General features: G+C 66.1%; 26 protein-coding genes. 6 read left to right on the top strand and 20 right to left on the bottom strand.

All coding sequences use genetic code 11. From position 1 onward, the window contains the following. Window positions 1-21: 21 nt before the first annotated feature. The 4 genes from AC3WRC_RS08035 to AC3WRC_RS08020 form a co-directional block, all read right to left on the bottom strand. The gene (locus AC3WRC_RS08035) at window positions 22-1710 is read right to left on the bottom strand and encodes a cisplatin damage response ATP-dependent DNA ligase (RefSeq protein ID WP_492303500.1); all 1689 of its coding nucleotides are present in this window, start codon (window positions 1708-1710) and stop codon (window positions 22-24) included. 98 nt (window positions 1711-1808) lie between these two features. After that, entirely contained in the window at window positions 1809-2285 is a 477-nt protein-coding gene (locus AC3WRC_RS08030; RefSeq protein WP_492303499.1) for an RcnB family protein, read from the bottom strand. A 124-nt stretch (window positions 2286-2409) separates the two neighbouring features. Further along, complete coding sequence (locus AC3WRC_RS08025) at window positions 2410-4227, bottom strand: response regulator (RefSeq protein WP_055753410.1); 1818 nt, start codon at window positions 4225-4227, stop codon at window positions 2410-2412. A gap of 80 nt (window positions 4228-4307) precedes the next feature. Beyond that, complete coding sequence (locus tag AC3WRC_RS08020; protein ID WP_492303498.1) at window positions 4308-4604, bottom strand: BolA family protein; 297 nt, start codon at window positions 4602-4604, stop codon at window positions 4308-4310. 45 nt (window positions 4605-4649) lie between these two features. On the opposite strand from AC3WRC_RS08020, the gene AC3WRC_RS08015 reads away from it, so the two are divergent. After that, window positions 4650-5318: a J domain-containing protein gene (locus AC3WRC_RS08015; protein WP_017506027.1), complete on the top strand. Its 669-nt coding sequence runs from the start codon at window positions 4650-4652 to the stop codon at window positions 5316-5318. A gap of 4 nt (window positions 5319-5322) precedes the next feature. Here AC3WRC_RS08015 and AC3WRC_RS08010 read toward each other — a convergent pair whose 3' ends face one another. Both AC3WRC_RS08010 and AC3WRC_RS08005 read right to left on the bottom strand, forming a co-directional pair. Next, entirely contained in the window at window positions 5323-6000 is a 678-nt protein-coding gene (locus tag AC3WRC_RS08010) for an SDR family oxidoreductase (protein WP_492303497.1), read from the bottom strand. Window positions 6001-6039: 39 nt separating this feature from the next. Beyond that, window positions 6040-7215, bottom strand: coding sequence for an N-acetylmuramoyl-L-alanine amidase family protein (locus AC3WRC_RS08005; RefSeq protein ID WP_492303496.1), 1176 nt, complete (start codon window positions 7213-7215; stop codon window positions 6040-6042). A 508-nt stretch (window positions 7216-7723) separates the two neighbouring features. Here AC3WRC_RS08005 and AC3WRC_RS08000 point away from each other — a divergent pair. Genes AC3WRC_RS08000 through AC3WRC_RS07990 form a run of 3 tightly spaced genes read left to right on the top strand, consistent with a single transcriptional unit; the run spans window position 7724 to window position 12703 of the window. Further along, entirely contained in the window at window positions 7724-10438 is a 2715-nt protein-coding gene (locus AC3WRC_RS08000) for an Rne/Rng family ribonuclease (RefSeq protein WP_492303495.1), read from the top strand. A 59-nt stretch (window positions 10439-10497) separates the two neighbouring features. Continuing rightward, window positions 10498-11898 (top strand): M48 family metalloprotease, encoded by a 1401-nt coding sequence (locus AC3WRC_RS07995; RefSeq protein WP_165117165.1) that lies wholly within the window; start codon window positions 10498-10500, stop codon window positions 11896-11898. A gap of 25 nt (window positions 11899-11923) precedes the next feature. Next, window positions 11924-12703 carry a DsbA family protein gene (locus tag AC3WRC_RS07990; protein ID WP_492303494.1) on the top strand — a complete coding sequence of 260 codons (780 nt, stop codon included), beginning with the start codon at window positions 11924-11926 and terminating at the stop codon, window positions 12701-12703. Window positions 12704-12722: 19 nt separating this feature from the next. On the opposite strand, the gene AC3WRC_RS07985 is transcribed toward AC3WRC_RS07990, so the two are convergent. Continuing rightward, window positions 12723-14444 (bottom strand): hypothetical protein, encoded by a 1722-nt coding sequence (locus tag AC3WRC_RS07985; protein ID WP_492303493.1) that lies wholly within the window; start codon window positions 14442-14444, stop codon window positions 12723-12725. Window positions 14445-14506: 62 nt separating this feature from the next. Next, window positions 14507-15751 carry an alkaline phosphatase family protein gene (locus AC3WRC_RS07980; protein ID WP_492303492.1) on the bottom strand — a complete coding sequence of 415 codons (1245 nt, stop codon included), beginning with the start codon at window positions 15749-15751 and terminating at the stop codon, window positions 14507-14509. 99 nt (window positions 15752-15850) lie between these two features. Between AC3WRC_RS07980 and AC3WRC_RS07975 the strand changes: the two genes are divergently transcribed. Both AC3WRC_RS07975 and AC3WRC_RS07970 read left to right on the top strand, forming a co-directional pair. After that, window positions 15851-16762: an ABC transporter ATP-binding protein gene (locus AC3WRC_RS07975; protein ID WP_492303491.1), complete on the top strand. Its 912-nt coding sequence runs from the start codon at window positions 15851-15853 to the stop codon at window positions 16760-16762. Beyond that, window positions 16752-17609, top strand: a complete 858-nt coding sequence (locus AC3WRC_RS07970; protein ID WP_492303490.1) for an ABC transporter permease subunit — start codon at window positions 16752-16754, stop codon at window positions 17607-17609. Before AC3WRC_RS07975 ends, AC3WRC_RS07970 begins: the two co-directional genes overlap by 11 nt. 51 nt (window positions 17610-17660) lie before the next feature. Here the strand turns inward: AC3WRC_RS07970 and AC3WRC_RS07965 are convergent, their stop codons facing one another. From AC3WRC_RS07965 to rplR, 12 genes are all read right to left on the bottom strand, one after another. Continuing rightward, window positions 17661-18140 (bottom strand): GNAT family N-acetyltransferase, encoded by a 480-nt coding sequence (locus AC3WRC_RS07965; protein ID WP_492303489.1) that lies wholly within the window; start codon window positions 18138-18140, stop codon window positions 17661-17663. A gap of 89 nt (window positions 18141-18229) precedes the next feature. Then, entirely contained in the window at window positions 18230-18649 is a 420-nt protein-coding gene (gene rplQ, locus AC3WRC_RS07960; RefSeq protein WP_055804627.1) for a 50S ribosomal protein L17, read from the bottom strand. 104 nt (window positions 18650-18753) lie between these two features. Beyond that, window positions 18754-19773 (bottom strand): DNA-directed RNA polymerase subunit alpha, encoded by a 1020-nt coding sequence (locus AC3WRC_RS07955; protein ID WP_017506040.1) that lies wholly within the window; start codon window positions 19771-19773, stop codon window positions 18754-18756. A 93-nt stretch (window positions 19774-19866) separates the two neighbouring features. Then, window positions 19867-20256, bottom strand: coding sequence for a 30S ribosomal protein S11 (gene rpsK / locus AC3WRC_RS07950; protein WP_013268944.1), 390 nt, complete (start codon window positions 20254-20256; stop codon window positions 19867-19869). 9 nt (window positions 20257-20265) lie between these two features. After that, window positions 20266-20634: a 30S ribosomal protein S13 gene (gene rpsM / locus AC3WRC_RS07945; RefSeq protein WP_026108555.1), complete on the bottom strand. Its 369-nt coding sequence runs from the start codon at window positions 20632-20634 to the stop codon at window positions 20266-20268. 138 nt (window positions 20635-20772) lie between these two features. Beyond that, a complete protein-coding gene (locus tag AC3WRC_RS07940; RefSeq protein WP_492303488.1) occupies window positions 20773-21504 on the bottom strand; it encodes an energy transducer TonB in 732 nt (243 codons plus the stop codon). 27 nt (window positions 21505-21531) lie between these two features. Then, a complete protein-coding gene (locus tag AC3WRC_RS07935; protein WP_017506042.1) occupies window positions 21532-22092 on the bottom strand; it encodes an adenylate kinase in 561 nt (186 codons plus the stop codon). Window positions 22093-22129: 37 nt separating this feature from the next. Next, window positions 22130-23509: a preprotein translocase subunit SecY gene (gene secY, locus AC3WRC_RS07930; RefSeq protein ID WP_307511707.1), complete on the bottom strand. Its 1380-nt coding sequence runs from the start codon at window positions 23507-23509 to the stop codon at window positions 22130-22132. A gap of 128 nt (window positions 23510-23637) precedes the next feature. Continuing rightward, a complete protein-coding gene (gene rplO / locus AC3WRC_RS07925) occupies window positions 23638-24231 on the bottom strand; it encodes a 50S ribosomal protein L15 (protein ID WP_055804617.1) in 594 nt (197 codons plus the stop codon). A 142-nt stretch (window positions 24232-24373) separates the two neighbouring features. Further along, window positions 24374-24562: a 50S ribosomal protein L30 gene (rpmD, locus tag AC3WRC_RS07920; protein ID WP_055753396.1), complete on the bottom strand. Its 189-nt coding sequence runs from the start codon at window positions 24560-24562 to the stop codon at window positions 24374-24376. Window positions 24563-24565: 3 nt separating this feature from the next. Next, the gene (gene rpsE / locus AC3WRC_RS07915) at window positions 24566-25174 is read right to left on the bottom strand and encodes a 30S ribosomal protein S5 (RefSeq protein WP_055753395.1); all 609 of its coding nucleotides are present in this window, start codon (window positions 25172-25174) and stop codon (window positions 24566-24568) included. A gap of 12 nt (window positions 25175-25186) precedes the next feature. Beyond that, on the bottom strand, window positions 25187-25543 hold the full coding sequence (gene rplR / locus AC3WRC_RS07910) for a 50S ribosomal protein L18 (protein WP_008259637.1): 357 nt from the start codon (window positions 25541-25543) through the stop codon (window positions 25187-25189). Window positions 25544-25546: the final 3 nt, after the last annotated feature.

Genomic DNA, 25546 nt, shown 5'->3' with positions numbered 1-25546 from the left:
GGAACCCCCGAAAGCCCGATTTCAGGCCTTTGCGATCCGTCCGCCGCCGCTTTCGATGGCGTCCAGCAGGTCCATCACATCGTCTATGGTGTTGGCCTCGCGCGCCGGCTTGTCCCAGCGGATGCGGCTGACGCGCGGAAAGCGCATGGCCACGCCCGACTTGTGCCGGGTCGAGCGGTTCAGCCCCTCGAAGGCGATCTCCAGCACCAGGCCGAAGTCCCGCTCGGCCTGCACCGACCGCACCGGCCCAAACCGGTCGATGGTGTGATCGCGCACGAACTTGTCGAGCTGTTTCAACTCCTCGTCGGTGAAGCCGAAATAGGCCTTGCCCACCGGCGTCAACGCGCCCTCCGGCGTCCAGACGCCGAAAGTGTAGTCGGAATAGAAGCTGGAGCGTTTGCCGTGGCCGCGCTGAGCGTACATCAGGACGGCGTCGATGACGTGCGGGTCGCGCTTCCACTTGAACCACGGTCCCTTGGGGCGCCCCGCCAAATAGGGGCTGTCCCAGCGTTTCAGCATCAGCCCCTCGGCCGCCGCCCCGACCGGCGGATCGGCCCGCAACCGCGCCAGCTGATCCCAATCGGCGTAATCGACCACGGGCGACAGGTGCAACCGCCCGCCGGCATGACTAGCGACCAAGGCCTCCAGGCGCGCCCGACGCTCGCGCAGCGGCAGGCCGCGTAGATCCTCGCCGTCCTGGGCCAGCAAATCATAGGCGACGACCGCCGCCGGAAAAGCCTGCATCGCCTTGGCGTCTACCGACTTGCGGTTCAGCCGCTGCTGAAGGTCCCCGAACGGCGCGACCGCCCCGTCGCGCCAGACGATCAGCTCGCCATCGATCGCGCCCTTAAACGCCAGGGCGTCCATCACATCGGGAAAGGCGGCCGAAATCTCGTCGCCGGTGCGGGAATAGAGTTTGCGGACCTCGCCCTCCAGCACCGCCTGAACCCGGATGCCGTCCCACTTCCATTCGGCCGCATAGTTGGCTGGCGACAGTTTGGGCAGATCGGCCGCTTCATCGATCGCGACCGCAAGCATGACGGGTCGGAACCGGCCGGGCGCATCCGGGCTGGGCCGCTCCGCCCTGCCCTCCAGCCAAGCGAACAGATCGGCGTAGGGCGGCTCGACCGCGTGCCAGACCTCCTCGATGGCCGAGGCGTCTAGGGCTTCCAGCGTCATCTGCGCCTCGTCGCCCTCCGGCGACGGCGGCGCCATCACCGCGTCCGGGCGCATCATGGCCGCCGCCGTCTTGGCCAGCCGCGCCGACAGCCCGACCCGCAAGGCCCCGGTCATCAGCTTGAGCAGCGCCCAGCGCCCTTTCGGCTCCAACGCATCCAGCCAGCCTTCCAGAAGACCGCGCACCTCGGTCCGCGTAGCGGTCCTCAACGCCTCGACCACCTCGGCCAACTCGGGCTCGCGGTTTGGCCGATGGTCGGGCGTCACGGGCCAGATCAGGGCCACCGTCTCCGCCAGATCACCCACATAGTCGTAGGACCAGCCGAACAGCACGCTGTCGACCCGCCCCTCGACCGCCTTTCGGATCATGGCCGGCTTGGCCGCGTCGAACGTCAGGTCCCCGGTCAGGGCCGCCAGCGCCCATCCCCTGTCGGGATCGGGCGTCGCTCTCAGATAGTCGCGCACCAACACCAGCTTCGCATTGCGCGAGGCCGTCAGGGACAGGCGGTCCAGTAGCTCGGCGAAGGCGCGCATCGTCATCCATCTTGGGCGCCGGAAGCGTCGCCGTCCTCTTCAGAACGAAAAACGCCCCGGAGGTTTCCCTCCGGGGCGCATCTCAAATCCTTGGCGGATCAGTTGAACAGGCCGGCGATCACGGCGGTGATCAGGCCGCCGGCGACGGCGGCGAGCACCACGTCATTACCGCTGCGGACGTATTGGTAGCCACGGGGCGGCGCACGCAGGCCATAGCGGTTATAGTCATTCACCACATAGGCGTTGGTCCGGTAGTAGGACGGCATCCGCTGGCCATAGCTCCAGGTCCGAACCGCATAGCCGCGCGGCGGGGCATATCGCGGAGCGTTGTAGCGACGCTCAGCCCGCTGCCAACGAGCGTAGGCGCGTTGTTCCTGGCGATATTCCTGACGGTCTTGGCGCTGGTCCTGACGGAATTCGCGGCGGTCGTCCCGACGGTCCTGGCGATGATCGCGACGGTCTTCGCGCTGCTCATAGCGGTGATCGCCGCGCGACTGGGCCGAGGCAGCGCCGGCGGCGCCCATAGCGGTCGTGGCCATCAGGGCGGCCATCGTGGCGGTGAGGATCTTTCTCATTATCGTTGCTCCATCTGCGCCGAAGAGTTTCGACTTGAGCGCAGTTATGGAGCACGGCGGCTGAGGCGTGTCTGAACCGCCGCCAGTGGCTAAGGTTCATCTGGTGGACACGTCGCGGCCGCAATCAGGCGGCGACGGAGGCCTCCGACGAAGGCAGCGCCATTTGCGCAACTGCCTCGCGACCGCCGCTGACGCGACCCATCAGGGCGGCCAGAGCGCCGAAATCGATCGGTTTGTTCAGATAGGCGTCGGCGCCGGCCTGAAGACCGGCCTCGTGATCCTCATGACGCGCCGAGGCGGACAGGACCACGATGGGGGTGCCGGCGTTCTGGCCGCCTTCGCGGATCATGCGGGTCGCGGTCAGTCCGTCCATCACCGGCATGTTCACATCCATGATGATCAGGTCGAACGGCTGGTCCTTGGCGATATCGACCGCGACCTGACCATTTTCGGCCGTGGAAGTGACGTGGCTGGCCGAGCTCATCCAGGCCTCCAGGATCATGCGGTTCACCGGATGATCCTCGACCACCAGGACACGCAGCGATTCGCCGCCTTCGATCTCGGCATGAACCTCGGCCGCCGCGACGGGCTTGGCCCATTCCACCACCTCGGCCTCGATCTCCAGGGTAAAGCATGAGCCCTCGGCGAGCTTGGACGTCACCGTAATATCGCCGCCCATGATGTTGGCCATGCGCCGTGCGATGGTCAGGCCCAGACCCGTGCCGCCAAAGCGCCGGGTCGACGAGGTATCGACCTGGGTGAAGGGCATGAACAGCCGCTCCAGATCGGACGCGGCAATGCCCGCACCGCTGTCCTGGACGACGAATTCGAACCGCACGCGCTGATCCGATACGCGGTGTCCGCGCACGAGATAGTGGATCTCGCCGGCCTCGGTGAACTTGACCGCATTGGACAGCAGGTTCTGCACGACCTGACAGACGCGCAGCGGATCGCCGCGCACCACCGTCGGAATCTCGCCCTCCACGGTCGTGACGAACGTCAGGCCCTTGGCTTCGGCCTGGGCCTCGAACGGGCCGGTGATGCGCTTGTTCAAACCGTCGATGACGATATCGACGACCTCGAAGTTCATCTTGCCCGCCTCGATCTTGGTCATGTCGAGGATGTCGTTCAGTAGCGACAACAGATTGTCGCCGGAGTTGCGGATGATCGACAGATATTCGCGCTGCGTCGTCTCCAGTCGCGTCGCGCTGAGCAGTTGGGCCGCGCCCAGCACGCCGTTCATCGGGGTGCGCAGCTCGTGCGAGATCACGCCCAGGAAGTTCGACTTGGCGTCATTGGCGGCATTGGCCTTGTCGCGGGCCGCTTCCAGTTCCTCGATCAGATGCGCTTGGTGCGACTGGAAGGCCCGGATGCGGTCTTCGCGCAGCAAGGTCATGGTCACCAGCACGAATAGACCCGCCGCCGTGAACGGCAGGACAGCCAGCATCGACCAGAAGGCGTTGGTGCCCCACAGGCTGAACAGAATGATCGTCGCGGCCGCACCGTAGGGCGAAGAGATGATCAGGGCCTGACGCGGCGAGCTGCGAAGCTGGGCGAAGACCAGCACATAGCCGGAAATCAGCAGGGCGAGGGCCAGGGGCCGTCCGAACTCGGTGGGCGAGAACCAGGCCATCAGAGGCGCAATGGCCCAGGCGCCGGTCGTTACCGTGGCCACGATCGGGAAGATCACGCCCCAGTTGGTGCCGACGCGATGGCTCAGACGATGTTCGACAAGTCCCCGCAGCGACCCGGCCGCCAGCGTGCCGCCGAACCACAGAAGCGCCGGCCACAAGCCCACCGTGCCCAGCAGACCCACGGCCCACGAGGCGATGATCATGTAGCGGAGATACTGCGTCTGCAGGATGGCGGTCAGCGCCTGGGCCGCGTCTCCGGCGCGTTGTTCGCCTTCGAGCGCCTTCACGACGCCATCGGATTCCACCATAAGCCCAGATCCCCACGTTCTGTTTGGTCGGATGACGCTAAGACGAAGGTTCTAAGACGATGTGAACGCAGTTCTTTCGCTCAGCCTGCCTCCTCCGGCGTCAGCGCCTTGATCGAAAGGGCGTGGACCGGTCCGGCCATCTCGTCCTTCAACAGCGCGTTGACCGCGCGCTGTCGCGCCAGCCGCGATTGCCCCTGGAAAGCGGCGGACACGATCACCAGATTGAAGTGGCTTTCTCCGCCAAGCTCGGCGTCCATTCCGCCTTCATGATGATGTCCGGCGTGGCGCCAGCTGTCGTCCTCGACCTCCAGACGCTCGGGCGACAGCCCTGCCGTCAGTTTTGCACGAATAATCGTCGCCACCGGGCCTTCAGACATGATCGATTCCTTGATGCTGTCCCAATCGGGCTTACACTTCGGCTGATGTCCGCCTCCTTTCAATACAAGCCGCGCTTCACCGACATTCGGGTGAAGCCGCCCAAGCCAGAGGAAGAGGCGGCGAAAGCCGACGTCCTTCACCTCAAGCCCGGCGAAAAGCCGTGCCAGTGGCCCGACTGTCGCCGGGCTGCTGCGGCCAAGGCGCCCAAGTCGCGCGAGCGGCTGAACGACTTCTACGAATTCTGCCAGCCGCACGCCGGCGAGTACAACAAAGGCTGGAACTTCTACGCCGGCATGAGCGAAGGCCAGATCCGCGCCGCCCAGGAAAACGAGGCCATGACTGGCGGGCGCCCGACCTGGGAGATGCAGGCCGGCAAGTTCACGCGCGAGGCCGCCGCCTTCGCCGCCAAGATGGGCACCTCGAACACCACCGGCGCCGGCTCATGGCGCGACAGCTTCGGCCTTTTCGGTCGCAAGGGCGATCAGGCGCCGCAGTCCGCGACCGAGGACCGCCGCATCGGCAAGCTGGAACGCGCCGCCTTGGCCGACCTCGATCTGGATCCGGGCGCCGACAAGGCGAAGATCAAGGCTCAGTATCACGAGCTGCTGAAGCGGTTTCACCCCGACACCAACAGCGGCGACCGCAGCGCCGAGGCCAAGCTGCAACGCGTCATCAAGGCCTGGAAGACGCTGAAGAAGGCCGGCCTGGCCTGACAACTTAGTCGACGTAGATCATCTTGCGCGTCATGCCGCCGTCCACGGTCAGCACCTGCCCCGTGACGAAGCCCGCTTCGGCAAGATAGAGCACGGCCCCGGCGATATCCTCGGCGCGGCCGACGCGGCCCACCGGATGCTGTTCGTGATCGACAGAACGCAGATCCTTGCCGTCCGAAATCCAGCCGGGCGCAATGGCGTTGACGCGGATTCGAGGGCCTTCGCTGATCGCCAGGGCGTGGGTCAGAGCGAACAGCGCACCCTTGGACGCCGCATAGGCCTCAGTGTGCGGCTCGGACATGAAGGCGCGCGTCGAGATCATGTTCACGATAGCGCCGCCCTCGTTCAGCAACGGAATGGCCGCGCGGCTCATCAGAAAAGCGCCGGTCAAATGGCTGTCGATGGTCTTGCGCCAGTCCGCCAGCGACAGCTCAGCCAGCGGGCCGTTCACCGGATCGGCGATGCCCCCGTTGTTGACCAGCAGGTCCAGCGACGACCAGCCCAACGCCTCGAACGCCTGTTTGACCGAGTCCTCATCACCCAAATCGCAGTCAATATGACGCGCTTCGCCCTCTCCCGGCTTCAGGTCGAAGGAGGCGACTTCCCATCCGTTGGCCAGCAAGGCCTTACAGACGCCTGTTCCGATCAGGCCTGATCCGCCCGTGACAATCGCTTTTTTCATGGTCGGGAAACCGGCGACAGCCGGCTTGGTTGCGCCGGATCAGGGCTGACCGGCCGCCTGGCTGTTCGCGGCAGCCATCATCGGGCTCGACGGCTCGCGGAAATAGCGATCGATCCCGTCCGCCACCGACTTCATCAGGCGACGGCGCACGCGCTCGTCGGTCAGAAGCCGCTCGTCCTCGGGGTTTGTGATGAAGCCCATTTCCAGCAGCACGGCCGGCACGTCAGGCGCCAAGAGGACAGCCAGGCCCGCATCGCGATGGCTGCGGCGAAGCAGAGGATGATCCGAGCCTTCCAGATGGGTCAGCAAGACGCGCGCGAACTGGGCCGAGCGGTTCTGAGTCGCACGTTGCGTCATGTCGAGCAGGATGCGATCCACCGACGGGTCGCGCCCCGGCAGATGCAGCTCGCGGTGCCAGTTGTCGCCCCGCGTGAACTCACGCACCGCTCGACCGGCGCCCTGCTCCGACAAGGTATAGACGCTGGCCCCGCGCAGCGCCGGGTCGGCGCCGGCGTCAGCGTGCAAGGAAATGAACAGATCGGCGTCGGCCTGACGCGCGATGGAAACACGGCGATAGAGATCGACGTAGCGGTCGTCGGTCCGGGTCAGGCGCACGCGATAGCGGCCGTTCTTCTCAAGCTCGGCCTTCAACGCCAGGGCGGCGGCAAGGGTGACCTGCTTTTCCTGCGCGCTCGCGCCGCTGGCGCCCGGATCATTGCCGCCATGGCCGGCGTCGATGACGATCAGGGGGCGTTCGACGCGACGCGGTGGTGCGCTGGCGCGCGGCGCCGGCGTGGTCGAGGCGCGCGCGGCGGCTCCCGTCGCCTTCAGGTCCACGACATAACGATAATGGCTGACACCGTCGCCGGGCGGCAGCAGGAAGCGCCGTTCGATCTCGCTGCCGCGCGCAAGTTCCAGCTGAACACGCGACGAACCGCCAGACGAAATGACCTCATAGGAGCGCACCAGACCCGAACCGCTACCGTTCAGACCACGCCCTGGCGCAACACCGCTGAGGGCCAGCACCACCCGGCCTTCGCCGCCCGCGTCGATGACGCGTCCTTGCGCCGTCTTGTCCAGATCGATGACGACGCGGGTCCGATCGCCATCAGCGCCGAAGCGCACCGCCAGCACATCGCCCTGCGCGCCCCAGGCGAAACCGCGCGTTGCGGACAGACCGACCATGCAGATGACCACGAAGGCCAGGGCGGTCATCGCCCACTCCTTCGCGCCCCAGCGCATCAGACCTGTCAAAACGCGACCGCTCATCTGCGTCGGCGAACCCGGTTTAAACCTACTTGAACCCCATCATGACAGAGGCTCGTATTCAGGGGGTTAAGGCGAGCGCCTTTTAATTCTCCCGTTGCATGACTATGCTGTGACCGCTCGCGAACCGATCGCGCCGATTTCGCCTCTGCGAATCTTGGCGCGCCCTCCTCGCGGCGTTGACTTTCACCAATCCTAGAACCGCCCCGGCCTGGCCGATGGTTCGAAGAGCGGACCAGGGACGCGGCCTTCCCAAGGGGTTGGCGCGCCCGGTTCAGGACCGACGACTTAATGGGCCTTTCCGCCTGCGTTCCCCAACGGCTTGATCAAGCCTTATTCGCCGTTCTCGGCGAGGGGATGTCGCGCGCGCCGGCCCTCACCTTCATTCGGCGAGCCGCCATGACCCTGTCCGGAGATCCGGGACGGTCGGCCTGCGCGCGCCAGAGAGAGACTTTCCATGTCAAAGACAATGCTGATCGATGCGGCGCATCCCGAGGAGACCCGGGTCGCCATCGTGGACGGGCGCAAGATTGAGGAATTCGATTTCGAATCCCGTGCGAAGCGCCAGCTTCGCGGCAACATCTACCTCGCCAAGGTCACTCGCGTAGAGCCCAGCCTGCAGGCCGCCTTCATTGAATACGGCGGCAATCGCCACGGCTTCCTCGCCTTCAACGAAATTCACCCCGACTACTACCAGATCCCCGTCGCCGATCGCGAAGCCATCATGGCCGAGGCGCATGACGATGAGGACGAGGACGATCTCGACCGCGAATCGACCGGCGACGACGTCGATCCCGAATCGGCGCTGGCCGACGAAGAGCGGCTGAAGCGCCGCCTGATGCGTCGCTACAAGATCCAGGACGTCATCAAGCGCCGCCAGATCCTGCTGGTCCAGGTCGTCAAGGACGAGCGCGGCGCCAAGGGCGCGGCCCTGACCACCTGGCTGTCGCTGGCCGGCCGCTACTGCGTCCTGATGCCCAACACCGGCAAGGGCGGCGGCATCAGCCGCAAGATCACGAACACCTCGGACCGTCGTCGCCTGAAGAGCGCCGTCTCGGCCCTGGAAGTGCCTAAGGGCATGGGCCTGATCATCCGCACGGCGGGCGCCAAGCGCACCAAGGCCGAGATCAAGCGCGACTATCAATATCTGCTGCGCCTGTGGGAGACGATCCGCGAGACCACCCTCGCCTCTCACGCCCCCTCGGTGATCTACGAGGAAGAGAACCTGGTCCGCCGCGCGGTGCGCGACATGTTCGACAAGGATTTCGACGGCATTCAGGTCGAGGGCGTCGAGGGCTTCAAGGAAGCGCGCGACTTCATGCGCGTGCTGATGCCGGCCCAAGCCAACAAGGTTCACCTGTATCGCGGCTCGCGGCCCCTGTTCGCGGCCAATGGCATCGAGGAACTGCTGACGCAGATCCACCAACCGGTCGTGCCGCTGAAGTCCGGCGGCTATCTGGTGATCAACCAGACCGAGGCCCTGGTGGCCATCGACGTCAACTCAGGTCGCGCCACCAAGGAACGCAACGTCGAGCAGACGGCGTTCAAGACCAATATGGAAGCGGCCGAGGAAGCCGCCCGCCAGCTGCGCCTGCGCGACCTCGCCGGCCTGGTTGTCATCGACTTCATCGACATGGATGAGGGCAAGAACAACCGCGCCGTCGAGCGCGTGCTGAAGGAGGCGCTGTCCTCGGACCGCGCCCGCATCCAGATGGGCCGTATCTCGCCCTTCGGCCTGATGGAGATCAGCCGTCAGCGTCGCCGCCTGGGCGTGATCGAGGGCGCGACCGAGGCCTGCCCGCACTGCCAGGGCACGGGCCGCATTCGCTCGGCGGAATCCGCCGCTCTGATGACCTTGCGCGCGGTCGACATCGAGGCCGGAAAGAACGGCGCGGGCGTCGTGGTGCTGAAGGTCTGCACCGCCGTCGGCCTGTACATCCTGAACCACAAGCGCGCCTATCTGCAGTCGCTGCTTGAACGTCGCGGCCTGAACGTCATCGTCCAGATCGACGACAGCCTGGGTCAGGGCGAACACAATATCGAGCGCACCGAGACCAATGAGGACTTCGTCGCGCCCGAGATCGAGATGGCCAATCTCGACGACGACTTCGACGCCTCGCTGTACGAAGACGAGGATGAGGAGGACGACGAGGAGATCATCGCCGACGACGATGACAACACCGTCGAATCCCTGGACCGCGAAGACAGCGACGACGACGAACCGCGCGAACGTTCGGAACGTCATGAAGGCGGTCGCGATCGCGGTCGCGGGCGCAACCGTCGCCGTCGCGGCGGTCGTCGCGACGAGGAAACCTCCGACGTCGAGGCCGTCGATACGGTCAGCGCAGACGACGCCTCGGACGATGAGGAAGACGAAAACGGCCGCCGCCGTCGCCGTGGCCGCCGTGGCGGTCGCCGCGTCCGCGAGGATGGCGAACGCGACGTCTACACCTGGGTTCGCGGCCGCACGCCGTCGCTGGACGACCCCTATGTCTGGTTCGACCCGCTGAACCCTGGCCGCTCGGAAGGTCGTCCGGAACGCGGCGAGCGCCCGGAGCGGGCTGAACGTCCCGCTGTCGCTCAGTCCGAGATCGAAGGCCTGGATGTCGTCGCCAATAACGGGGCTGGCGAAGGCTCCGGCGACGAAGGCGGCCGTTCGCGCCGTCGTCGTCGTCGCGGTCGCGGCCGTGGCGACGGCGCCGTCAGCCACGAGATCAAGGTCGAGAACCGCGCCACCAACGAAGGCATGCCGCCCGACGGCTCGCCCGAGACGCCGATGGCCGTCATGGTCGAGCCGAACGAGGCCGTCGAAACGTCTGCCCCGGCCATCGCGCCTGAGCCTCAGCGTCGTCGCGTGCGCCGCAAGTCGGCCAGCGCCAATGTCGAGATCGCGACCGAACCACATCCCGACACCGCCATCGAGCCGAACGAGGCCACGGTCCAAGGTGCGGCGGTGGAGCTGGACGTGACCCCGCACGAGGCGCTGGCCGCCGAACCGGCGGAGGTCGCCCCGGTCGCCGCCCCGACCGCGGTTCCGGTGACCGAGGCCGTCCTGGCCGAGCCCTTCGTCGCCCCCACGCCGGAGATCGACGTTCAGGCCATCATCGCCGAAGACCCGAACCAGATCGTCGCACCGCCCGAAAAGCCCAAGCGCGGGTGGTGGCGCCGCTGATCGGTCACGATTAGACTGTCTGAATACAGGCGGGGGCCGGTCGTTGTTGGAGTAGAGCCATGAGATGGCTTCCCCGATCTGCATCCCGCGTTCTGGCGGCGGCGGCGACGGCCTTGATGGCTGTTTCCGTCGCCGGCCAGGCCTCCGCGCAAAGCTTGATCCGCGACACCGAGGTCGAGGGCATCGTGCGCGAATGGGCCGACCCGGTCTTCGTTGCCATGGGGCTGAACCCGAACGACATCGAAGTCCTGCTGGTCAACGACAACGACCTGAACGCCTTTGCGACTCGCGGGCGGATCATGGGCGTCAACACCGGCCTGATCCTGCGCACCAAGACGCCCGGCGAACTGCTGGGCGTGATGGCGCACGAGGCGGGCCACATCAAAAACCGTCACACCCTGCGCGACGGGGCCGAGAACGCCGGCAAACAGCCGATGTTCATGACCATGGCGCTGGGCGCCCTGGCGATCGCCGCCGGCGCGCCGGACGCAGGCGTGGCCCTGCTCGGCTCCAGCCAGTATTTCGGCGCTCTTGGCGCGCTGCATTATATGCAGAGCCAGGAAGGCGAGGCCGACATCTCGGGCGCGCGGGCGCTGGAGGCGGCCGGCGAATCCGGCGCCGGGCTGGTGTCCTTCTTCGAGAACTTCCGCTCGCAGGAGGTCTTCTCCGACGCCCGCCGCTATCCCTATTTCCGCAGCCACCCCCTGTCGTCGAACCGGATCGAGAGCCTGCGTCGCTATGTGCAGGAACAGCCGCACTACGACCATCGCGACAGCCCCGAACGTATGGCGCAGCACGCGCTGATCCTGGCCAAGATTCACGCCTTCATGGATGCGCCGAACGCTACCCTGCGCGATTATCCATCGACTGACACCTCCCTGCCCGGCCGCTATGCGCGGGCCATCGCCTGGTATCGCGACGGCCAGACGGACAAGGCGCTGACGGCGGTGGATGCGCTAATCGCCGGCGACGTGAACAACCCCTATTTCCAGGAACTGAAGGGCCAGATCCTGTTTGAGGAAGGCCGCCCGGCCGAGGCCGTCGCCGCCCACCGCGAGGCGGTCCGCCTGAAGCCCGACGCCCCCCTGCTGCGCGTCAACCTCGCCCACGCCCTGATCGAAACCAACGACAAGGCCAAGCTGGACGAGGCCATCGACCAGTTGAAGCACGCCGTCGTCGCCGAGAAGGACAACACCATGGCCTGGCGACTGCTGGCCCAGGCCTATGCCTCGCAAGGCAAGGAGGGCGAGGCGCGACTGGCCTCGGCCGAATACTATTTTGCCGGCGGGGACGAGAAACAGGCCACCCAATTCGCCCTGCGCGCCCGCTCCATGCTGGATCCGGGCTCGATCGAATGGCGACGCGCCGTCGATATCGTCCTCGCCTCGGGCGCCACGCCCGACGATCTCAACGACCTGGACCGCCGTGACGCCGCGCGCCGGCCCGCCACCCTCAACTGACCCCTTACGCCGACTGCGAGCCTGAATGACCGACGACGCCCCCACGCCTGCGCCCGAACCCAAGACCGCCAAGCCAGGATGGCTCAGCGGCGGCCGCGCCGGCTATCTGGCCCTGGGCCTGTCGGTCATCGCGCTGGGCTTTTCAGCGGTGCCCTATCTGACCGGCGGATCGAAAGTGCGTGCATATCTGCTGAAGCATCCCGAGGTCTTGCAGGAGGCGCAGATGGCGCTCCAGACCAAGGACGCCGAGGCCGCCGTCGAGGAGACGAACCAGGCCGCCGCCGCCAACGCCGGCCTCCTGGCGCCCGACGCCCGCGATCCAGCCTTCGGTCCGGCGAACGCCAAGGTCACGGTGATCGAATTCTTCGACTTCCGCTGCCCCGGCTGCAAGGCCGTGGCCCACGACTATCGCGCCCTGATGGCCGCCCATCCGGAGGTCCGCTTCGTCTTCAAGGACTGGCCCATCCTGGACCGCGGCGACGACATCACCTCCCAGTACGCCGCTCGCGCCGCCCTCGCCGCGCACCAGCAGGGCAAGTATCTGGAGGTCTATGACGCCCTGATGACCGAGCGGGCGCTGTCGATCGAAGCAATCGACGCCATCCTGGCGGCGCATGGCGTGGACATGGCCCGCGCCAAGGCCGCGATCGCCGCGCCCGACACCACCCGCCACATCGCCGACATCCACACCACGGCCGCCGCCCTGCGCCTGCGCGGCACGCCGACCTTCTTCGTCAACGGCAAGGCCAGCCCCGGCATCGACCCGGCCGAGATCGGCAAACTGATCGAAGCGGCGAAGCGCTGACCAACCTGCGGCCGAGGCTTCAGGCCTCGGCCAAACTCATCTGCCCGCCGATCCATTCGACGCCGGCGTGACGCAGGGCGTCATTGGCCGCTGTCTCGTCGCCCAGCGCCTGCTCGGCGCGGTAGAGGACGTAATAGCTGTAGGGATCGTACGGCCAATCCTTCAGCAGCTCGCCGATCTTGGCCTTGGCCCCCGCCGCATCGCCGGACGCCAGCATGGCGGCGGCCAGGCTTCGGCGCGTCGGATACCAGATCATCGGCGGATCGCCGCCCTCGGGCGCCATGGCCTGGATCGCCGCCGCCCGGCCATAGGCGGCGATGGCGGCGGGATAGTCTTGATCGATCATGGCCGCGCGGCCTTCTAGCACATTCTGGAACAGTTCGGCGAAACCGGTCTGACGATCCGCCATCGGGCCCTTGAACGCCTTGTCCGCCAGCAGGCCGGCGATGGCCTGGGCCTCGACCCGAACGGCCGCCGCATCGCCGCGCCGCGCCGCCGCCTCGCCCCGTGCATAGCGCCAACCGACCCGCATCAGCGGACGGCCCACGTCTGGTTCGGCCAGCGCCGCGACTTGGGCGTCCGATCCGAACCGGCCGTAAAGCGCATAGGCGTCCGCCGCCATAACCTGACGATAGACGACATAGCCGTCCTCGCCCGCCTCGGGCGGTCCCGCCAGCTGCGGATAGGTCGCCATATACCAGTCGGCCAGCTCCAGCCCTCGCTCGGCCCCGCCCGCCATCAAGGCGCCGCCCATGCCGAAATGGATGTTGTGAGCATGCAGCCGCATGCCGCGAATGCCGCCTGGCGGGCCGACCAGTTGGTCGTAGCTCTTGTCCAGCGCCACGGCGTTGACGTTGGACATCATCGCATCCTTGTAGCGCCCGACCCGATAGAAGGTGTGCGACGGCATGTGCACCAGATGGCTGGCGCCCGGCGCCAGCAGGGCCAGCCGCTCGCCATAGGCCAGCGCCCTGTGCGGATCGTCCGACCATTCGGTCAGGTGGATGTACAGGTGAATGGCGCCCGGATCGTTCGCCTTGACCGTCAGGGCGTGTTCCAGGATCGCCATGGCGCGGGTGACGGCCGGATCGGTCGCCTTGCCGTCCTTGTCCCACCATTCGCCCTCGGGCTGGAGCATCCAGGCGTCGGCGGTGATCGAGGCAACCGATACGTCGTCGGCATGGCGCTTTGCAATCCGGTCCATGGCGCGGGCGTAACGCAGGGCGCGGGTCTTCTCCTTGCCGGAATAGCGCTGGATCATGGCGTCGATCATCTGGCGCTGCATCGGCGTGGCGTCACGGGCCAGACGCCGCGCGTCACGGGCGACGCGAAGGCCTGTGGCGATCGATTCGGGATCGCCGCCGCCGCCGTTCAGGTTCGGCCCGATCGCCCAAGCCTCGCCCCAGGCGCACATGCCGCACGACGGGTCCAACTGCCTCGCCTTCCTGAACGCCCGCACCGATTCCGAATGCTCGAACGCCCAGCGCAGTCGCACGCCATGGTCGAACCAGGCTTGAGCCTCGGGGTTCTTCGTATCGACCGCGAAACCTTCGTCGCCGAAGCCTGGGGCCATGACCATGTCGCGTGTCGGCTGGACATCGCCGACGGCGCCGACCCGGCCGCAGACCTGCGGATTGGTGATCAGGGCCAGGGTCGCCGCCGTCGCTGTGGCGTCGGCGACTGCCACGGGCGCAATCAAACAGGCGACCGAAACTGTCGCGACCCACAGACTCTTGCGCATCGTCGCCCCTCCCCCTCTGGTGACCAGTGTGCGCTCAAATCGTCGGCTCGCCAATCACCCCATCAGTGCATGGTGACGGGCAAGGTGTCTTGCGCCCGCCCGTCGCCGGCCGGCGCCGCAATCCCAAGCATCCGCGCTAGGAAGGGCTGCACATCGACACTGTCCATATCCTTCAGCCGACGCCCGGCGACCATGCCCGGCCCGTGGGCGATGAAGATCGCCGCCATCTCCGGCGCCTGATTGTCATAACCGTGGGCGCCGCCCACCCGTGTCACGGGCCGATCCCGCGTCGCCGTCAACCAGCCAGTCTCGACCAGACAGACGATCTGCGCCACGCGCGGGTTGGATCCATAGACCAGCCGCGCCGGCACATCGGCCTTGTTCCAGCATTCCATATGCGGATGGCGTCCGACCAGCTTCTGCTGCACCTCGGCCTCCCGGCCCGGCGCCGGATCGGCGGTCAGGACCGCTCCGCCATAGCCGATCTTCAGCGCAGCCGGATCGATGATGTCGTCGATCCACACGACCCGATCCGGCGAGGTCGCGGCCATGCCGTGATCCGACACCACGACCAGCATTGTGCGTTCATAAAGCCCCCTCGCCTTCAGCCCCTCGATCAACCGTGCCATCGAGGCGTCCACCGATGCGGCGGCGGCGCGCGTCTCGGCTGAATCAGGGCCGTTGCGATGACCGGCGGTATCGACGATGTCGAAATAGAGCGTCTCCAGCTTCGGTCGCTGATCCAACGGCAGGTCCAGCCACGACAGCAGACGATCCACGCGCGCATCGCCCGGCATTCCCTGGTCGAACGGCGCCCACTGGCTGGGCCTTACGCCGTGGATCTCGACCTCCGATCCCGGCCAGAACATGGTGCCGGTGCGCACGCCGGCCTTTTCGGCCGTGACCCAGATCGGCTCGCCCTGATCCCAGAAGCCGCTTTCCTTGCTGGCCATGGTGAAGGCGCCCAGCTGCGCGTCGGTGAACCGGTTGCCGACCACCCCGTGATGGTCCGGGTGCAGTCCCGTCACCAGCGTATAGTGGTTGGGGAAGGTCACGCTGGGGAACGACGGCCGCATCGACCCGAACGCGCCGCCGGCGACCAGTCCATCCAGCACCGGCGTCTGCCCCTTGCCCAGATAGTCCGGCGAGAAGCCGTCGATCGACACCAGGATGACCAGATCGGGACGGGTCGTCTGCGCGGCCTGCTCGACAATCGGAGATGTAAGGGCGGATTGCGGGGCCCCGGCGCAGGACGCGACGGCGAAGGCAGCGGCCACGGCCAGGCTGGCGGCGACGAAACGAGACATGAACTTACTCCAAGGCGACTCTGAACCATTGCCTAAACTTAATGGACGACAGCCACGCGACGGCTTGTGCGACCGGCGTTCACTCGCCAAGCTTGGCGTATGGAAACCGTCATCGACATTCGCGGCCTGACCAAGACCTACGGGACGGTAAAAGCCTTGGACGGCCTGACCTTGTCGATCCCGCGCGGCGGGGTCTACGGCATTCTGGGTCCCAATGGTGCGGGCAAATCGACGCTGTTTCGCACCCTGTTGGGTCTGATTCGTCCGACCGAGGGCGAGGCCACGGTGATGGGCGGTCGGATCGGCGATCCGGCCTCGATGCGTCGCATGGGCTCGATGATCGAGACGCCGCGCTTTCCGCCGTTCATGACCGCCCGCCAGGTGCTGGAATGGCTGGCCCGCGCCCATGGCGGCGTGTCCTCGGCCGAGATCGACAACTGGCTGGAACGCGTCGGCCTGACCGAGGCCGCCAACCGCCGCGTGAAGGGTTTTTCCGTCGGCATGCTGCAACGCCTAGGCGTCGCCGCCGCCCTGATGACTAAGCCGGACCTGGTCATCCTGGATGAACCGACAAGCGGCATGGATCCGCCCGGCATCCAGGAGATGCGCGCCCTGATCCGCAGCCTGGCCGACCATGACGGCGTCACCGTCATCCTGGCCAGCCACCAGCTTCAGGAGGTCCAGCGCGTCTGCGACCGCGTCGCCATCTTCAACAAGGGCAAGGTGATCACCGAGGGCCGCGTCTCCGACCTGACCGCCTCGGGCGAGCGTCTGCGCCTGTCGGTCACGCCGTTGGCGAAGGCCATGTCCGTGCTGGGCGACCGCGCGACGCTGGAGGGCGATGCACTTGTGGCCGCCCTGCCGCGTGGCGAAGCCGCCGCCGCCATCAAGGCTCTGGTCGAGGGCGGAGTCGATATCGAAGAAGCCCGCTGGATCGGCGCGGACCTGGAAGATGTCTTCATGAGCGAAACCGGCTGGACCGGCGTGCAGGAGCAAAACCGTGCTGGCTGACGCGATCCGTTCCGAAACCTACCGCCTATCCAAGAACCGCACCGCCCTGTTCTGGAGCGTGCTGTTCATCCCGATCATGGGCGTAATCCTCGCCACCCTGGGCTTCGTCGTCGCCAAGGCCAATGAGGCCAAGCTGGCGGGCAAGCTGCCACCGGACATGATGAAGGGCGGCCCGCTCGATCTGGGGATGGCCCTGGTCAAGAGCGCGGGCGACTTCGCCAATCCCGCGATCCTGATGTTCGTCCTGATCGGTGCAGCCACCATCTATGCCGGCGACTATCGGTGGGAGACCTGGCGGCTGATCAGCGCGCGCAACACCCGGCCGAACCTGCTGACCGGCAAGGTCGCGGTCGTAGGTCTGGTGATCGTGCTGGCGACCATCGCCGCCCTGATCTCCGACGTGATCGCCAGTGTAATCCAGGCGGCGGTGTTCGGCCGCCCCCTGACCTTCTCAATGACTGGCGCAGCCGCGACGGACTTCGGCCTGCTGACCCTGACCTCCTGGGCGCGCATCCTGCAGTTCACCATGCTCGGCCTTCTGGCCGCCGTGGTGACCCGCTCATTGCTTGCGGCCCTGTTCGCACCGCTGGTGATCGGCGTGGCCCAGTTCTTCCTGCCGCAACTGCTGCTGCCGATGGGCGTGAGGCCGGACGGCTGGCTTCTGCCCCTGCTGTCGCCCGGCATGGCCACCGACCTGCTGAAGGCCGCCATCGAGGGCGGCGCATCGGCGGCGCAACTACCCGATCATGCCGTACTCAAGGGCGTTCTCAGCCTGGCCTTCTGGATCGGCGTCCCCTTCGCCGCCGCCGTCGCCTGGTTCAACCGCCAGGATTTGTCCAAGGAATAGGCGGCGACGGACTACGCGCGCCTTCCGCAACCAGCCAGCCGCGGAAGGCGTCTACAGCCGCGTCCTGGACGGCTGAAGCCGCTTTTCCATGAAGACGTCGGCGCGCACGTAGGGCGTGGGCCTTGGCGGCAGGTGAACGAAGCCGGCGCTTTCATACAGGGCGATCGCGGGTTTCAGGGCGCTGTTGGTTTCCAGATAGAGCCGGGCAGCGCCCGCTTGCCGCGCCGCCGCTTCGCAGGCCTCAAGCAGGCGTCGCGCCAGCCCCAAGCCACGCGCGGCGGGCGTGACCGTCATCTTGCAGACCTCCACCCCGTCATCGGTAGGAACCAGGGCGCAGCATCCCACGGCCTCACCATCCTTCTCCGCAATGAAGATACGCCCGCCCTTGTCAAGGAACACGCCCTGCGGATCATCGATCGCCAGACGATCCTTGGCCTCGATAGCGAAGCCGCCCTCGACCAGCCAGGCGGTGTTCAACTGCGCCCAGGCGGGGGCGTGATCGGGACGGAAATCGACGATGGCGACGGTCATTCAGACCTCATGTCCGGTTTCCACGCAAAGCAAAAGGGCGGTCGGATCGCTCCGACCGCCCTTCCGGCGTTTGGTCAAACGACCAAATCTTAGTCTTCGTCGTTGCCTTCGAAGGCCAGAACCGGACCGGAGTCCTTGCCCTTGGCTTCGACGTCGCGGTCGACGAACTCGATGACGGCCATCGGGGCGTTGTCGCCGTGGCGGAAGCCGGCCTTCATGATGCGGATATAGCCGCCGTTACGCTCGCTGTAGCGCGGGCCAAGCGTTTCGAACAACTTGCCGACTTGCGGCACGTCGCGAACCTGGCTGATGGCCTGACGACGCGCGTGCAGGTCGCCCTTCTTGGCGAGGGTGACCAGCTTCTCGACGAAGGGACGCAGTTCCTTCGCCTTGGGCAGGGTCGTGGTGATCTGCTCGTGCTTGATCAGCGAGGCGGCCATGTTGGCGAACATGGCGGTGCGGTGGCTGCTCGTGCGACCGAGTTTACGATGGGCGGCGCCGTGGCGCATCTGGGTCTCTCCTACTCCGGAACCGGTATCCTCAAGCGGACCTGGAACCGTAATCTTCTAACCGCCCCGACATTCTCCCGAAGGAGACGGGCGGAGGGTTGAACTTAGATCTGGTCGTCGAACTTCTTGGCCAGATCTTCGATGTTTTCGGGCGGCCAGTTCGGCACGTCCATGCCGAGGCTGAGGCCCATCGTCGTGAGAACTTCCTTGATCTCGTTCAACGACTTGCGGCCGAAGTTCGGGGTGCGAAGCATTTCGCCCTCGGTCTTCTGGATCAGGTCGCCGATGTAGACGATGTTGTCGTTCTTCAGGCAGTTGGCCGAACGAACCGACAGTTCCAGCTCGTCCACCTTCTTCAGCAGCGCCGGGTTGAAGGGCAGGTCGGGCTTGCCGTCCGACTGCTCGACAGCCTTCTTGGGCTCTTCGAAGGTGATGAAGATCTGGAGCTGGTCCTGCAGGATGCGCGCGGCGTAGGCCACAGCGTCAACCGGCGTGACCGCACCGTTGGTTTCGACTTCCAGCAACAGCTTGTCGTAGTCGAGCGACTGACCCTGACGGGTCGGCTCAACGCGGTAAGCCACCTTCTTGACCGGCGAATACAGGGCGTCGACGGCGATCAGGCCGATCGGCGCATCTTCCGGACGGTTCAGCTCGGCGGCGACGTAGCCCTTGCCGTTCTGGACGGTCAGTTCCATGCGCACCGATGCGCCGTCGTCCAGCGTGCAGATGACGTGGTCGGGGTTCAGAACCTCGATGTCCGCCGGCACGTCGATCTGGCCGGCCGTCACCGGACCGGGGCCCGTGGCGCGCAGGGTCATGCGCTTGGGGCCTTCGGCGTGCATACGCAGCGCCAGTTGCTTGATGTTCAGGACGATGTCGACCACGTCTTCGCGCACGCCTTCCAGCGACGAGAATTCATGAACGACGCCGTCGATCTGGATGGCCGTGACGGCTGCGCCTTGCAGCGAGGACAGCAGAACGCGACGGAGCGCGTTGCCGAGCGTCACGCCGAAGCCACGCTCGAGGGGTTCGGCCACCAGGCGCGCCTTGCGCTGGGCGTCGGAACCGATCTCGATCTGCGGCTTCTCGGGACGGATCAGCTCTTGCCAGTTTCTTTCGATCATTTTGTCCCTCGAACGGGTTTCGCCTGCTCCGGCCTTGTCGACGAGGCCATGATGGAGCGGACGGAGATTGGGGGTGCCTTAGAACGCTATCGCTTAGACGCGACGACGCTTGGGCGGACGGCAACCATTGTGCGGCATCGGCGTGACGTCGCGGATCGTCGTGATCGTCAGACCGACCGACTGCAGCGCGCGCAGGGCCGATTCACGGCCGGAGCCCGGACCCGAGACGTTCACTTCCAGCGTCTTCACGCCGTGTTCCTGGGCCTTCTTGCCAGCGTCTTCCGCAGCCATCTGAGCGGCGTAAGGGGTCGACTTACGCGAACCCTTGAAGCCCATGTGACCCGCCGAAGACCACGAGATCGCGTTGCCCTGGGCATCGGTGATCGTGATCATGGTGTTGTTGAACGAAGCATTCACGTGGGCGACGCCCGAGGTGATGTTCTTGCGCTCGCGCTTCTTTACGCGACCCGGTTCCTTGGCCATGTGTCTGTCTTACTTCTTCTTGCCGGCGATCGGCTTGGCGGGACCCTTGCGGGTGCGGGCGTTCGTGTGGGTGCGCTGACCGCGGACCGGCAGGCCCTTGCGGTGACGCAGGCCGCGATAGCAGGCCAGATCCATCAGACGCTTGATGTTCATCGACGTCTCGCGGCGCAGGTCGCCCTCGACGGTGTGATCCTTGTCGATCGTTTCGCGGATCGACAGGACTTCGGCGTCCGTCAGCTGGTTCACCCGGCGAGCGGGCTCGATGCCCACCTTCTCGGTGATGTCCTTGGCGGCGGCGGGGCCGATGCCATGGATATACTGAAGCGCGATCTCTACGCGCTTGTTGGTCGGGATGTTGACGCCAGCAATACGGGCCACGAAATTCTCCAGATACGCGTTAGTCAGACGCAACAAACGCTCCGGTTAACAAACCAGGAGCGTGGCGCCCTTCGCGGGAAGGCGCCCTTATACAGATGATTCACCGGGCGTCAACATCCGCTCCCGCGCGGCGCCGCTTCAGCGTGGCGGGCGGCCGAAATCGACGCCGACGGTGACCCGCTGGCCTTCGACGGGGCGACCGTCTTCGGTCGGGGGCTGAAAGCGGAAATAGCCCGACACTTGCAGGCCGGCCACGCCGAAGCCCAGGCCGGGGGGCGTCTCTTGAACGACGCGGCAACCGTCCAGCCGGCTGTCCAGACGAATGACGCAGGACAGTTCGACCCGGCCGTACCGGCTTCGGGCGCCCAGCGGGTGGTTGGCGCGAATCTGGCCGATGGTGGGGCCTGTGACCAGACGCGGTCCGGTCGAGCCGCTGCCGGGGCCGGATCCAGAGCCGACGCCGGATCCGCTGCCTGTCCCCTGCCCGCCCTGGCCGAAGCCGGGTTGCGGCGACGGCGCCGGCGCGACCCCGACGACGGGCGCGGGTTCCGGCGCCTTGACGGGCGGGGCGGGAACTTCGCGCGGGCGTTCCTTTGGCGGAGGCGGCGGCGTGTGAATGACTGACGGCGCAGCGGGGGCGCCGCCGCCCGTCGCGGGCGCCGGGGGTTCGTTGGAAATCGGCGGCGGCGGGTCGTAGAGAACGACCTCGAACGGCGGCGGCTCGACTACGGGCGTCGGCGCCGGCCCCCTCACCTGTCCCAGCCACAGGAACAAGCCGATTTCCGCGACGGCGACGCCGACGAATATCCCCGCCATGCGCCAGCGACGCAGGCGGGTCTTTTGGGGTTTAGGATCGTCCAACTCAGTCATCAGGCGATCAACGCCCGAAAACGCAAATCAGGCCAGGGCCTCGTCGATCGCCTTGGCGACGGACTCGATCGAGCCCATGCCGTCGGCTTCGGTCAACTTGCCCTGGGCTTCGTAGTAGGGAAGCAGAGGCGCGGTGTTGCGGTTATAGGCCTCGAGCCGGACCTTGAAGGATTCGGGATTGTCGTCTGGACGGCCCTGTTCGGCGAAGCGCTTGGCGATCCGTTCGGTCAGGGCGGCGTCGTCAACCTTCAGGCGGACGACGGCGTCGATCTGAACACCGCGCTTGGCCAGCATCTCGTCCAGCGCCTCGGCCTGGGCCACGGTGCGGGGGAAGCCGTCAAAGATGGCGCCGCCGGCGGCCTCGGCCTCCGTCAGGCGATCTTCGATCAGGGCGATGACGATCTCGTCGGTGACCAGATCGCCGCGCGCCAGCACGTCCTTGACCTTGAGCCCCAGCTCCGAGCCCGAGGCGATGGCCGCGCGCAGCATGTCGCCGGTGGAGAGCTGGACCATGCCCTTCTCTTCCACCAGCCGCTTGGCCTGAGTGCCCTTGCCCGCCGCCGGCGGTCCGAACAGGATCAAGTTCATGCTTCAGCCCTCCCCTGGGCGTCTGACAACCTAAGACTTAGCGGCGAACGGGCGTGGGAGCGCCGCGACCACCACGACCACGCAGCTTGGCCTTCTTGATCAGGCCTTCGTACTGGTGCGCCAGCAGTTGGGACTGGATCTGGGCCACAGTGTCCATGGTGACCGAGACGACGATCAAGATAGACGTTCCGCCAAAGTAGAGGCTGTTGCCGAACTGGCTGACGATGAACTCCGGCAGCAGGCAGACCGCAGTGATGTAGGCGGCGCCGATCACGGTCAGTCGGGTCAGGACATAGTCCAGATATTCCGCCGTGCGCTTGCCCGGACGGATGCCCGGCAGGAAGCCGCCGTATTTGCGCAGGTTCTCGGCCGTGTCTTCGGGATTGAAGGTGATCGAGGTGTAGAAGAAGCAGAAGAAGACGATCAGGGCGGCATACAGCGCCATGAACAACGGCTGGCCGTGCGTCAGCTGCGCCGTCACCAGAGGCAGCCAGCTCATCCAGCTGGGCAGGTCGGCGTTGGCCGTCATGGTCGCGACCGTAGTCGGCAGCATCAGCAGCGACGAGGCGAAGATCGGCGGGATCACACCGGCGGTGTTGACCTTCAGCGGCAGAAACGAACGCTCGCCTCCGGCCATGCGGTTGCCTTCCTGGCGCTTCGGATACTGGATCAAAAGACGGCGCTGGGCGCGCTCCATGAAGACGATGAAGACCACGGTGGCCACAGCCAGGATGGCGATGAACAGCAGCGCGAAGGCCGACATCTGACCTTGTTGGGCCAGGCCCAGCAGGCGAGCGATGGTGGACGGCAGAACGGCCACGATACCGGCGAAGATGATCAGCGAGATGCCGTTGCCGACGCCGCGCGCCGTCACCTGCTCACCCAGCCACATCAGGAACATGGTGCCGCCGGTCAGGGTCACGACCGTCGAGATGATGAAGAAGATTCCGGGGTTGTCGACCAGGCCGGCCGTGCTGTTCAGGCCCGCCGCGATGCCTAAGGACTGGGCCAGCGCCAGGAACACCGTCAGATAACGGGTGTACTGGTTCAGCTGCTTGCGGCCGCTTTCGCCGCCTTCCTTCTTCAGCTTCTCCCAGGGCGGATACACCGTGCCCATCAGCTGCACGATGATCGAGGCCGAGATGTAGGGCATCACGTTCAGCGCGAAGATGGCCATACGCTCGACCGCGCCGCCCGAGAACATGTTGAACATGTCCAGGATGCCGCGCTGACCGTCCGGGTTCTGGAAGAACTGCAGGAAGGCCTGCGAGTTGATGCCCGGGATCGGGACATAGGTGCCGATGCGATAGACCAGAAGCGCGCCCAGCGTGAACAGAAGGCGTTTATGCAGCTCGGTCGCTTTCGCGAACGAGCCCATATTCATATTGGCGGCGAGTTGTTCTGCGGCCGAAGCCATTATGCGTCCCCACGACTGATTGAGTCGTCAGATAGGCGGAAAGCGGCCCTCATGCGAGGGCCGCTTCCGTTCTTTCGTCGTCGCAGATGTAATCAGGTCACGACCTAATCGCCGCGACGACGCGTGACTTAGGCTTTGGCGGCGGTGCGCTTGGTGCGGGCCGAGATCTTGTTCTCGTCGCCGCGCGGCGCCTTGGGAGCCGGAGCCTTGCCCTTGGCGGCGTTGCGCTTCTCGACTCGCGCGGCGGCCTTGGCTTCGGCTTCGATGCGTTGTTCGACGACCGAGCCGCCAGCGGCCTCGATGGCCTTCTTGGCGCCGGCGGTGGCCGACCAAACGACCAGGTTCAGCGCTTGCTTCAGTTCGCCGGTGCCCAGCAGACGCACGCCGTCCTTGACGCGACGGATCACGCCGGCGGCGACCAGGGCGTCGCCCTTCAGTTCGGACTTGGCGTCCAGCTTGCCGGCGTCTACGGCGTCTTGCAGGCGCCACAGGTTCACTTCAGCCAGCTTCAGAGCATTGGCGTTGTTGAAGCCGCGCTTGGGCATACGCATGTACAGCGGCATTTGGCCGCCTTCGAAGCCGCCGATGGCGACGCCCGAACGCGACTTCTGACCCTTGACGCCACGGCCAGCGGTCTTGCCCTTGCCCGAACCGGGGCCACGGCCGACGCGCATGCGCTTCTTGTGGGCGCCTTCGTTGTCGCGGATTTCGTTCAGTTTCATGTGCCTGATCCTTTCGGGTGCTAGCGCCCGGACATCGTCCGGACTCGGCTTGGAAAAAATGAAGGGCCGCTGATAGGCGACCCTCTGGGTATTCGCAAGTGCAGAAACGCCCTCCCCCGGGTCCGGGAGAGGGCGAAACGGCTTACTTTTCGACGATCTCGGTCAAGTGGGCGACCTTGGCGATCATCCCGCGAACCGAAGGCGTGTCCTCCAGGGTCGATTCACGACCCAGGCGGTTCAGACCCAGGCCCACCAGGGTGGCGCGCTGGTCGTTCTTGCGGCGGATTGGCGAACCGGTCTGCTTGACGGTGAGGGTTTTTTTCTCAGCCATGACTTAGGACTCCACGGCTTCGGGCGCCGAGGCGCCGTCGTTGCGGCGGCCCATCAGATCCGCGACCTTCTTACCGCGCTTGGACGCGACTTGACGGGGCGAGGACTGGACCTTCAGCGCTTCGAACGTCGCGCGGATCATGTTGTAGGGGTTCGACGAACCGGTCGACTTGCCCACGACGTCCTGGACGCCGAGGGTTTCGAGCACGGCGCGCATCGGACCGCCCGCGATGACGCCGGTCCCGGGAGGGGCGGCGCGCATCATGATCTTACCTGCGCCCCAACGGCCGTTGCCGTCGTGATGCAGCGTGCGGTTCTCGCGCAGCGGAACGCGGATCATCGTCTTCTTGGCTTCTTCAGTCGCCTTGCGGATGGCTTCCGGCACTTCGCGCGCCTTGCCATGACCGAAGCCGACGCGACCCTTGCCGTCGCCGACGACCATCAGGGCTGCGAAGCTGAAGCGACGGCCGCCTTTGACGGTGGCGGCGACGCGGTTGATGTGCACCAGCTTCTCGACGATGTCGGAATCCGGACCATCAGCAGCGGGACCGTTGCGGTTGTCACGACGGTTGCGATCGTTGCCGCCGCCGCCGCGTTGGGGTTGTTGCGCCATCTGTCGCGTCCCTTAGAAGTTCAGGCCGGCTTCACGCGCGGCTTCCGCCAGCGCCTTCACCCGTCCATGATAGATGTACTCGCCACGGTCGAAGACGACGTCCTTGACGCCCTTCTCGATGGCGCGTTCGGCGATCAGCTTGCCGATCGCGGCGGCCGCAGCCGTGTCCGAACCGCGCTTGCCCTTTCCGCCTTCCAGCGACGAGGCAGCCACGACGGTCACGCCCTGGGCGTCGTCGATGATCTGGGCCGAGATGTTCTTGTCCGAACGGTAGACCGACAGACGCAGACGACCGTTGGCGACAGCCTTCAGGCGGCGACGCGTGCGCTCCGAGCGACGCTTGGCTTGTTGTCGAAGAGAAAGAGCCATGAC

This window comes from Brevundimonas sp. EU05-FHT14B07 (genome assembly GCF_058790795.1).
This window is presented reverse-complemented; position numbering and strand designations above follow the sequence as displayed.

Coding starts and splice junctions, on each gene's coding strand:
- AC3WRC_RS08035 (WP_492303500.1), bottom strand. CDS start 1,710: ATGCGCGCCTTCGCCGAGCTACTGGACCGCCTGTCCCTGACGGCCTCG.
- AC3WRC_RS08030 (WP_492303499.1), bottom strand. CDS start 2,285: ATGAGAAAGATCCTCACCGCCACGATGGCCGCCCTGATGGCCACGACC.
- AC3WRC_RS08025 (WP_055753410.1), bottom strand. CDS start 4,227: ATGGTGGAATCCGATGGCGTCGTGAAGGCGCTCGAAGGCGAACAACGC.
- AC3WRC_RS08020 (WP_492303498.1), bottom strand. CDS start 4,604: ATGTCTGAAGGCCCGGTGGCGACGATTATTCGTGCAAAACTGACGGCA.
- AC3WRC_RS08015 (WP_017506027.1), top strand. CDS start 4,650: ATGTCCGCCTCCTTTCAATACAAGCCGCGCTTCACCGACATTCGGGTG.
- AC3WRC_RS08010 (WP_492303497.1), bottom strand. CDS start 6,000: ATGAAAAAAGCGATTGTCACGGGCGGATCAGGCCTGATCGGAACAGGC.
- AC3WRC_RS08005 (WP_492303496.1), bottom strand. CDS start 7,215: ATGACCGCCCTGGCCTTCGTGGTCATCTGCATGGTCGGTCTGTCCGCA.
- AC3WRC_RS08000 (WP_492303495.1), top strand. CDS start 7,724: ATGTCAAAGACAATGCTGATCGATGCGGCGCATCCCGAGGAGACCCGG.
- AC3WRC_RS07995 (WP_165117165.1), top strand. CDS start 10,498: ATGAGATGGCTTCCCCGATCTGCATCCCGCGTTCTGGCGGCGGCGGCG.
- AC3WRC_RS07990 (WP_492303494.1), top strand. CDS start 11,924: ATGACCGACGACGCCCCCACGCCTGCGCCCGAACCCAAGACCGCCAAG.
- AC3WRC_RS07985 (WP_492303493.1), bottom strand. CDS start 14,444: ATGCGCAAGAGTCTGTGGGTCGCGACAGTTTCGGTCGCCTGTTTGATT.
- AC3WRC_RS07980 (WP_492303492.1), bottom strand. CDS start 15,751: ATGTCTCGTTTCGTCGCCGCCAGCCTGGCCGTGGCCGCTGCCTTCGCC.
- AC3WRC_RS07975 (WP_492303491.1), top strand. CDS start 15,851: ATGGAAACCGTCATCGACATTCGCGGCCTGACCAAGACCTACGGGACG.
- AC3WRC_RS07965 (WP_492303489.1), bottom strand. CDS start 18,140: ATGACCGTCGCCATCGTCGATTTCCGTCCCGATCACGCCCCCGCCTGG.
- rplQ (WP_055804627.1), bottom strand. CDS start 18,649: ATGCGCCACGGCGCCGCCCATCGTAAACTCGGTCGCACGAGCAGCCAC.
- AC3WRC_RS07955 (WP_017506040.1), bottom strand. CDS start 19,773: ATGATCGAAAGAAACTGGCAAGAGCTGATCCGTCCCGAGAAGCCGCAG.
- rpsK (WP_013268944.1), bottom strand. CDS start 20,256: ATGGCCAAGGAACCGGGTCGCGTAAAGAAGCGCGAGCGCAAGAACATC.
- AC3WRC_RS07940 (WP_492303488.1), bottom strand. CDS start 21,504: ATGACTGAGTTGGACGATCCTAAACCCCAAAAGACCCGCCTGCGTCGC.
- AC3WRC_RS07935 (WP_017506042.1), bottom strand. CDS start 22,092: ATGAACTTGATCCTGTTCGGACCGCCGGCGGCGGGCAAGGGCACTCAG.
- secY (WP_307511707.1), bottom strand. CDS start 23,509: ATGGCTTCGGCCGCAGAACAACTCGCCGCCAATATGAATATGGGCTCG.
- rplO (WP_055804617.1), bottom strand. CDS start 24,231: ATGAAACTGAACGAAATCCGCGACAACGAAGGCGCCCACAAGAAGCGC.
- rpmD (WP_055753396.1), bottom strand. CDS start 24,562: ATGGCTGAGAAAAAAACCCTCACCGTCAAGCAGACCGGTTCGCCAATC.
- rpsE (WP_055753395.1), bottom strand. CDS start 25,174: ATGGCGCAACAACCCCAACGCGGCGGCGGCGGCAACGATCGCAACCGT.
- rplR (WP_008259637.1), bottom strand. CDS start 25,543: ATGGCTCTTTCTCTTCGACAACAAGCCAAGCGTCGCTCGGAGCGCACG.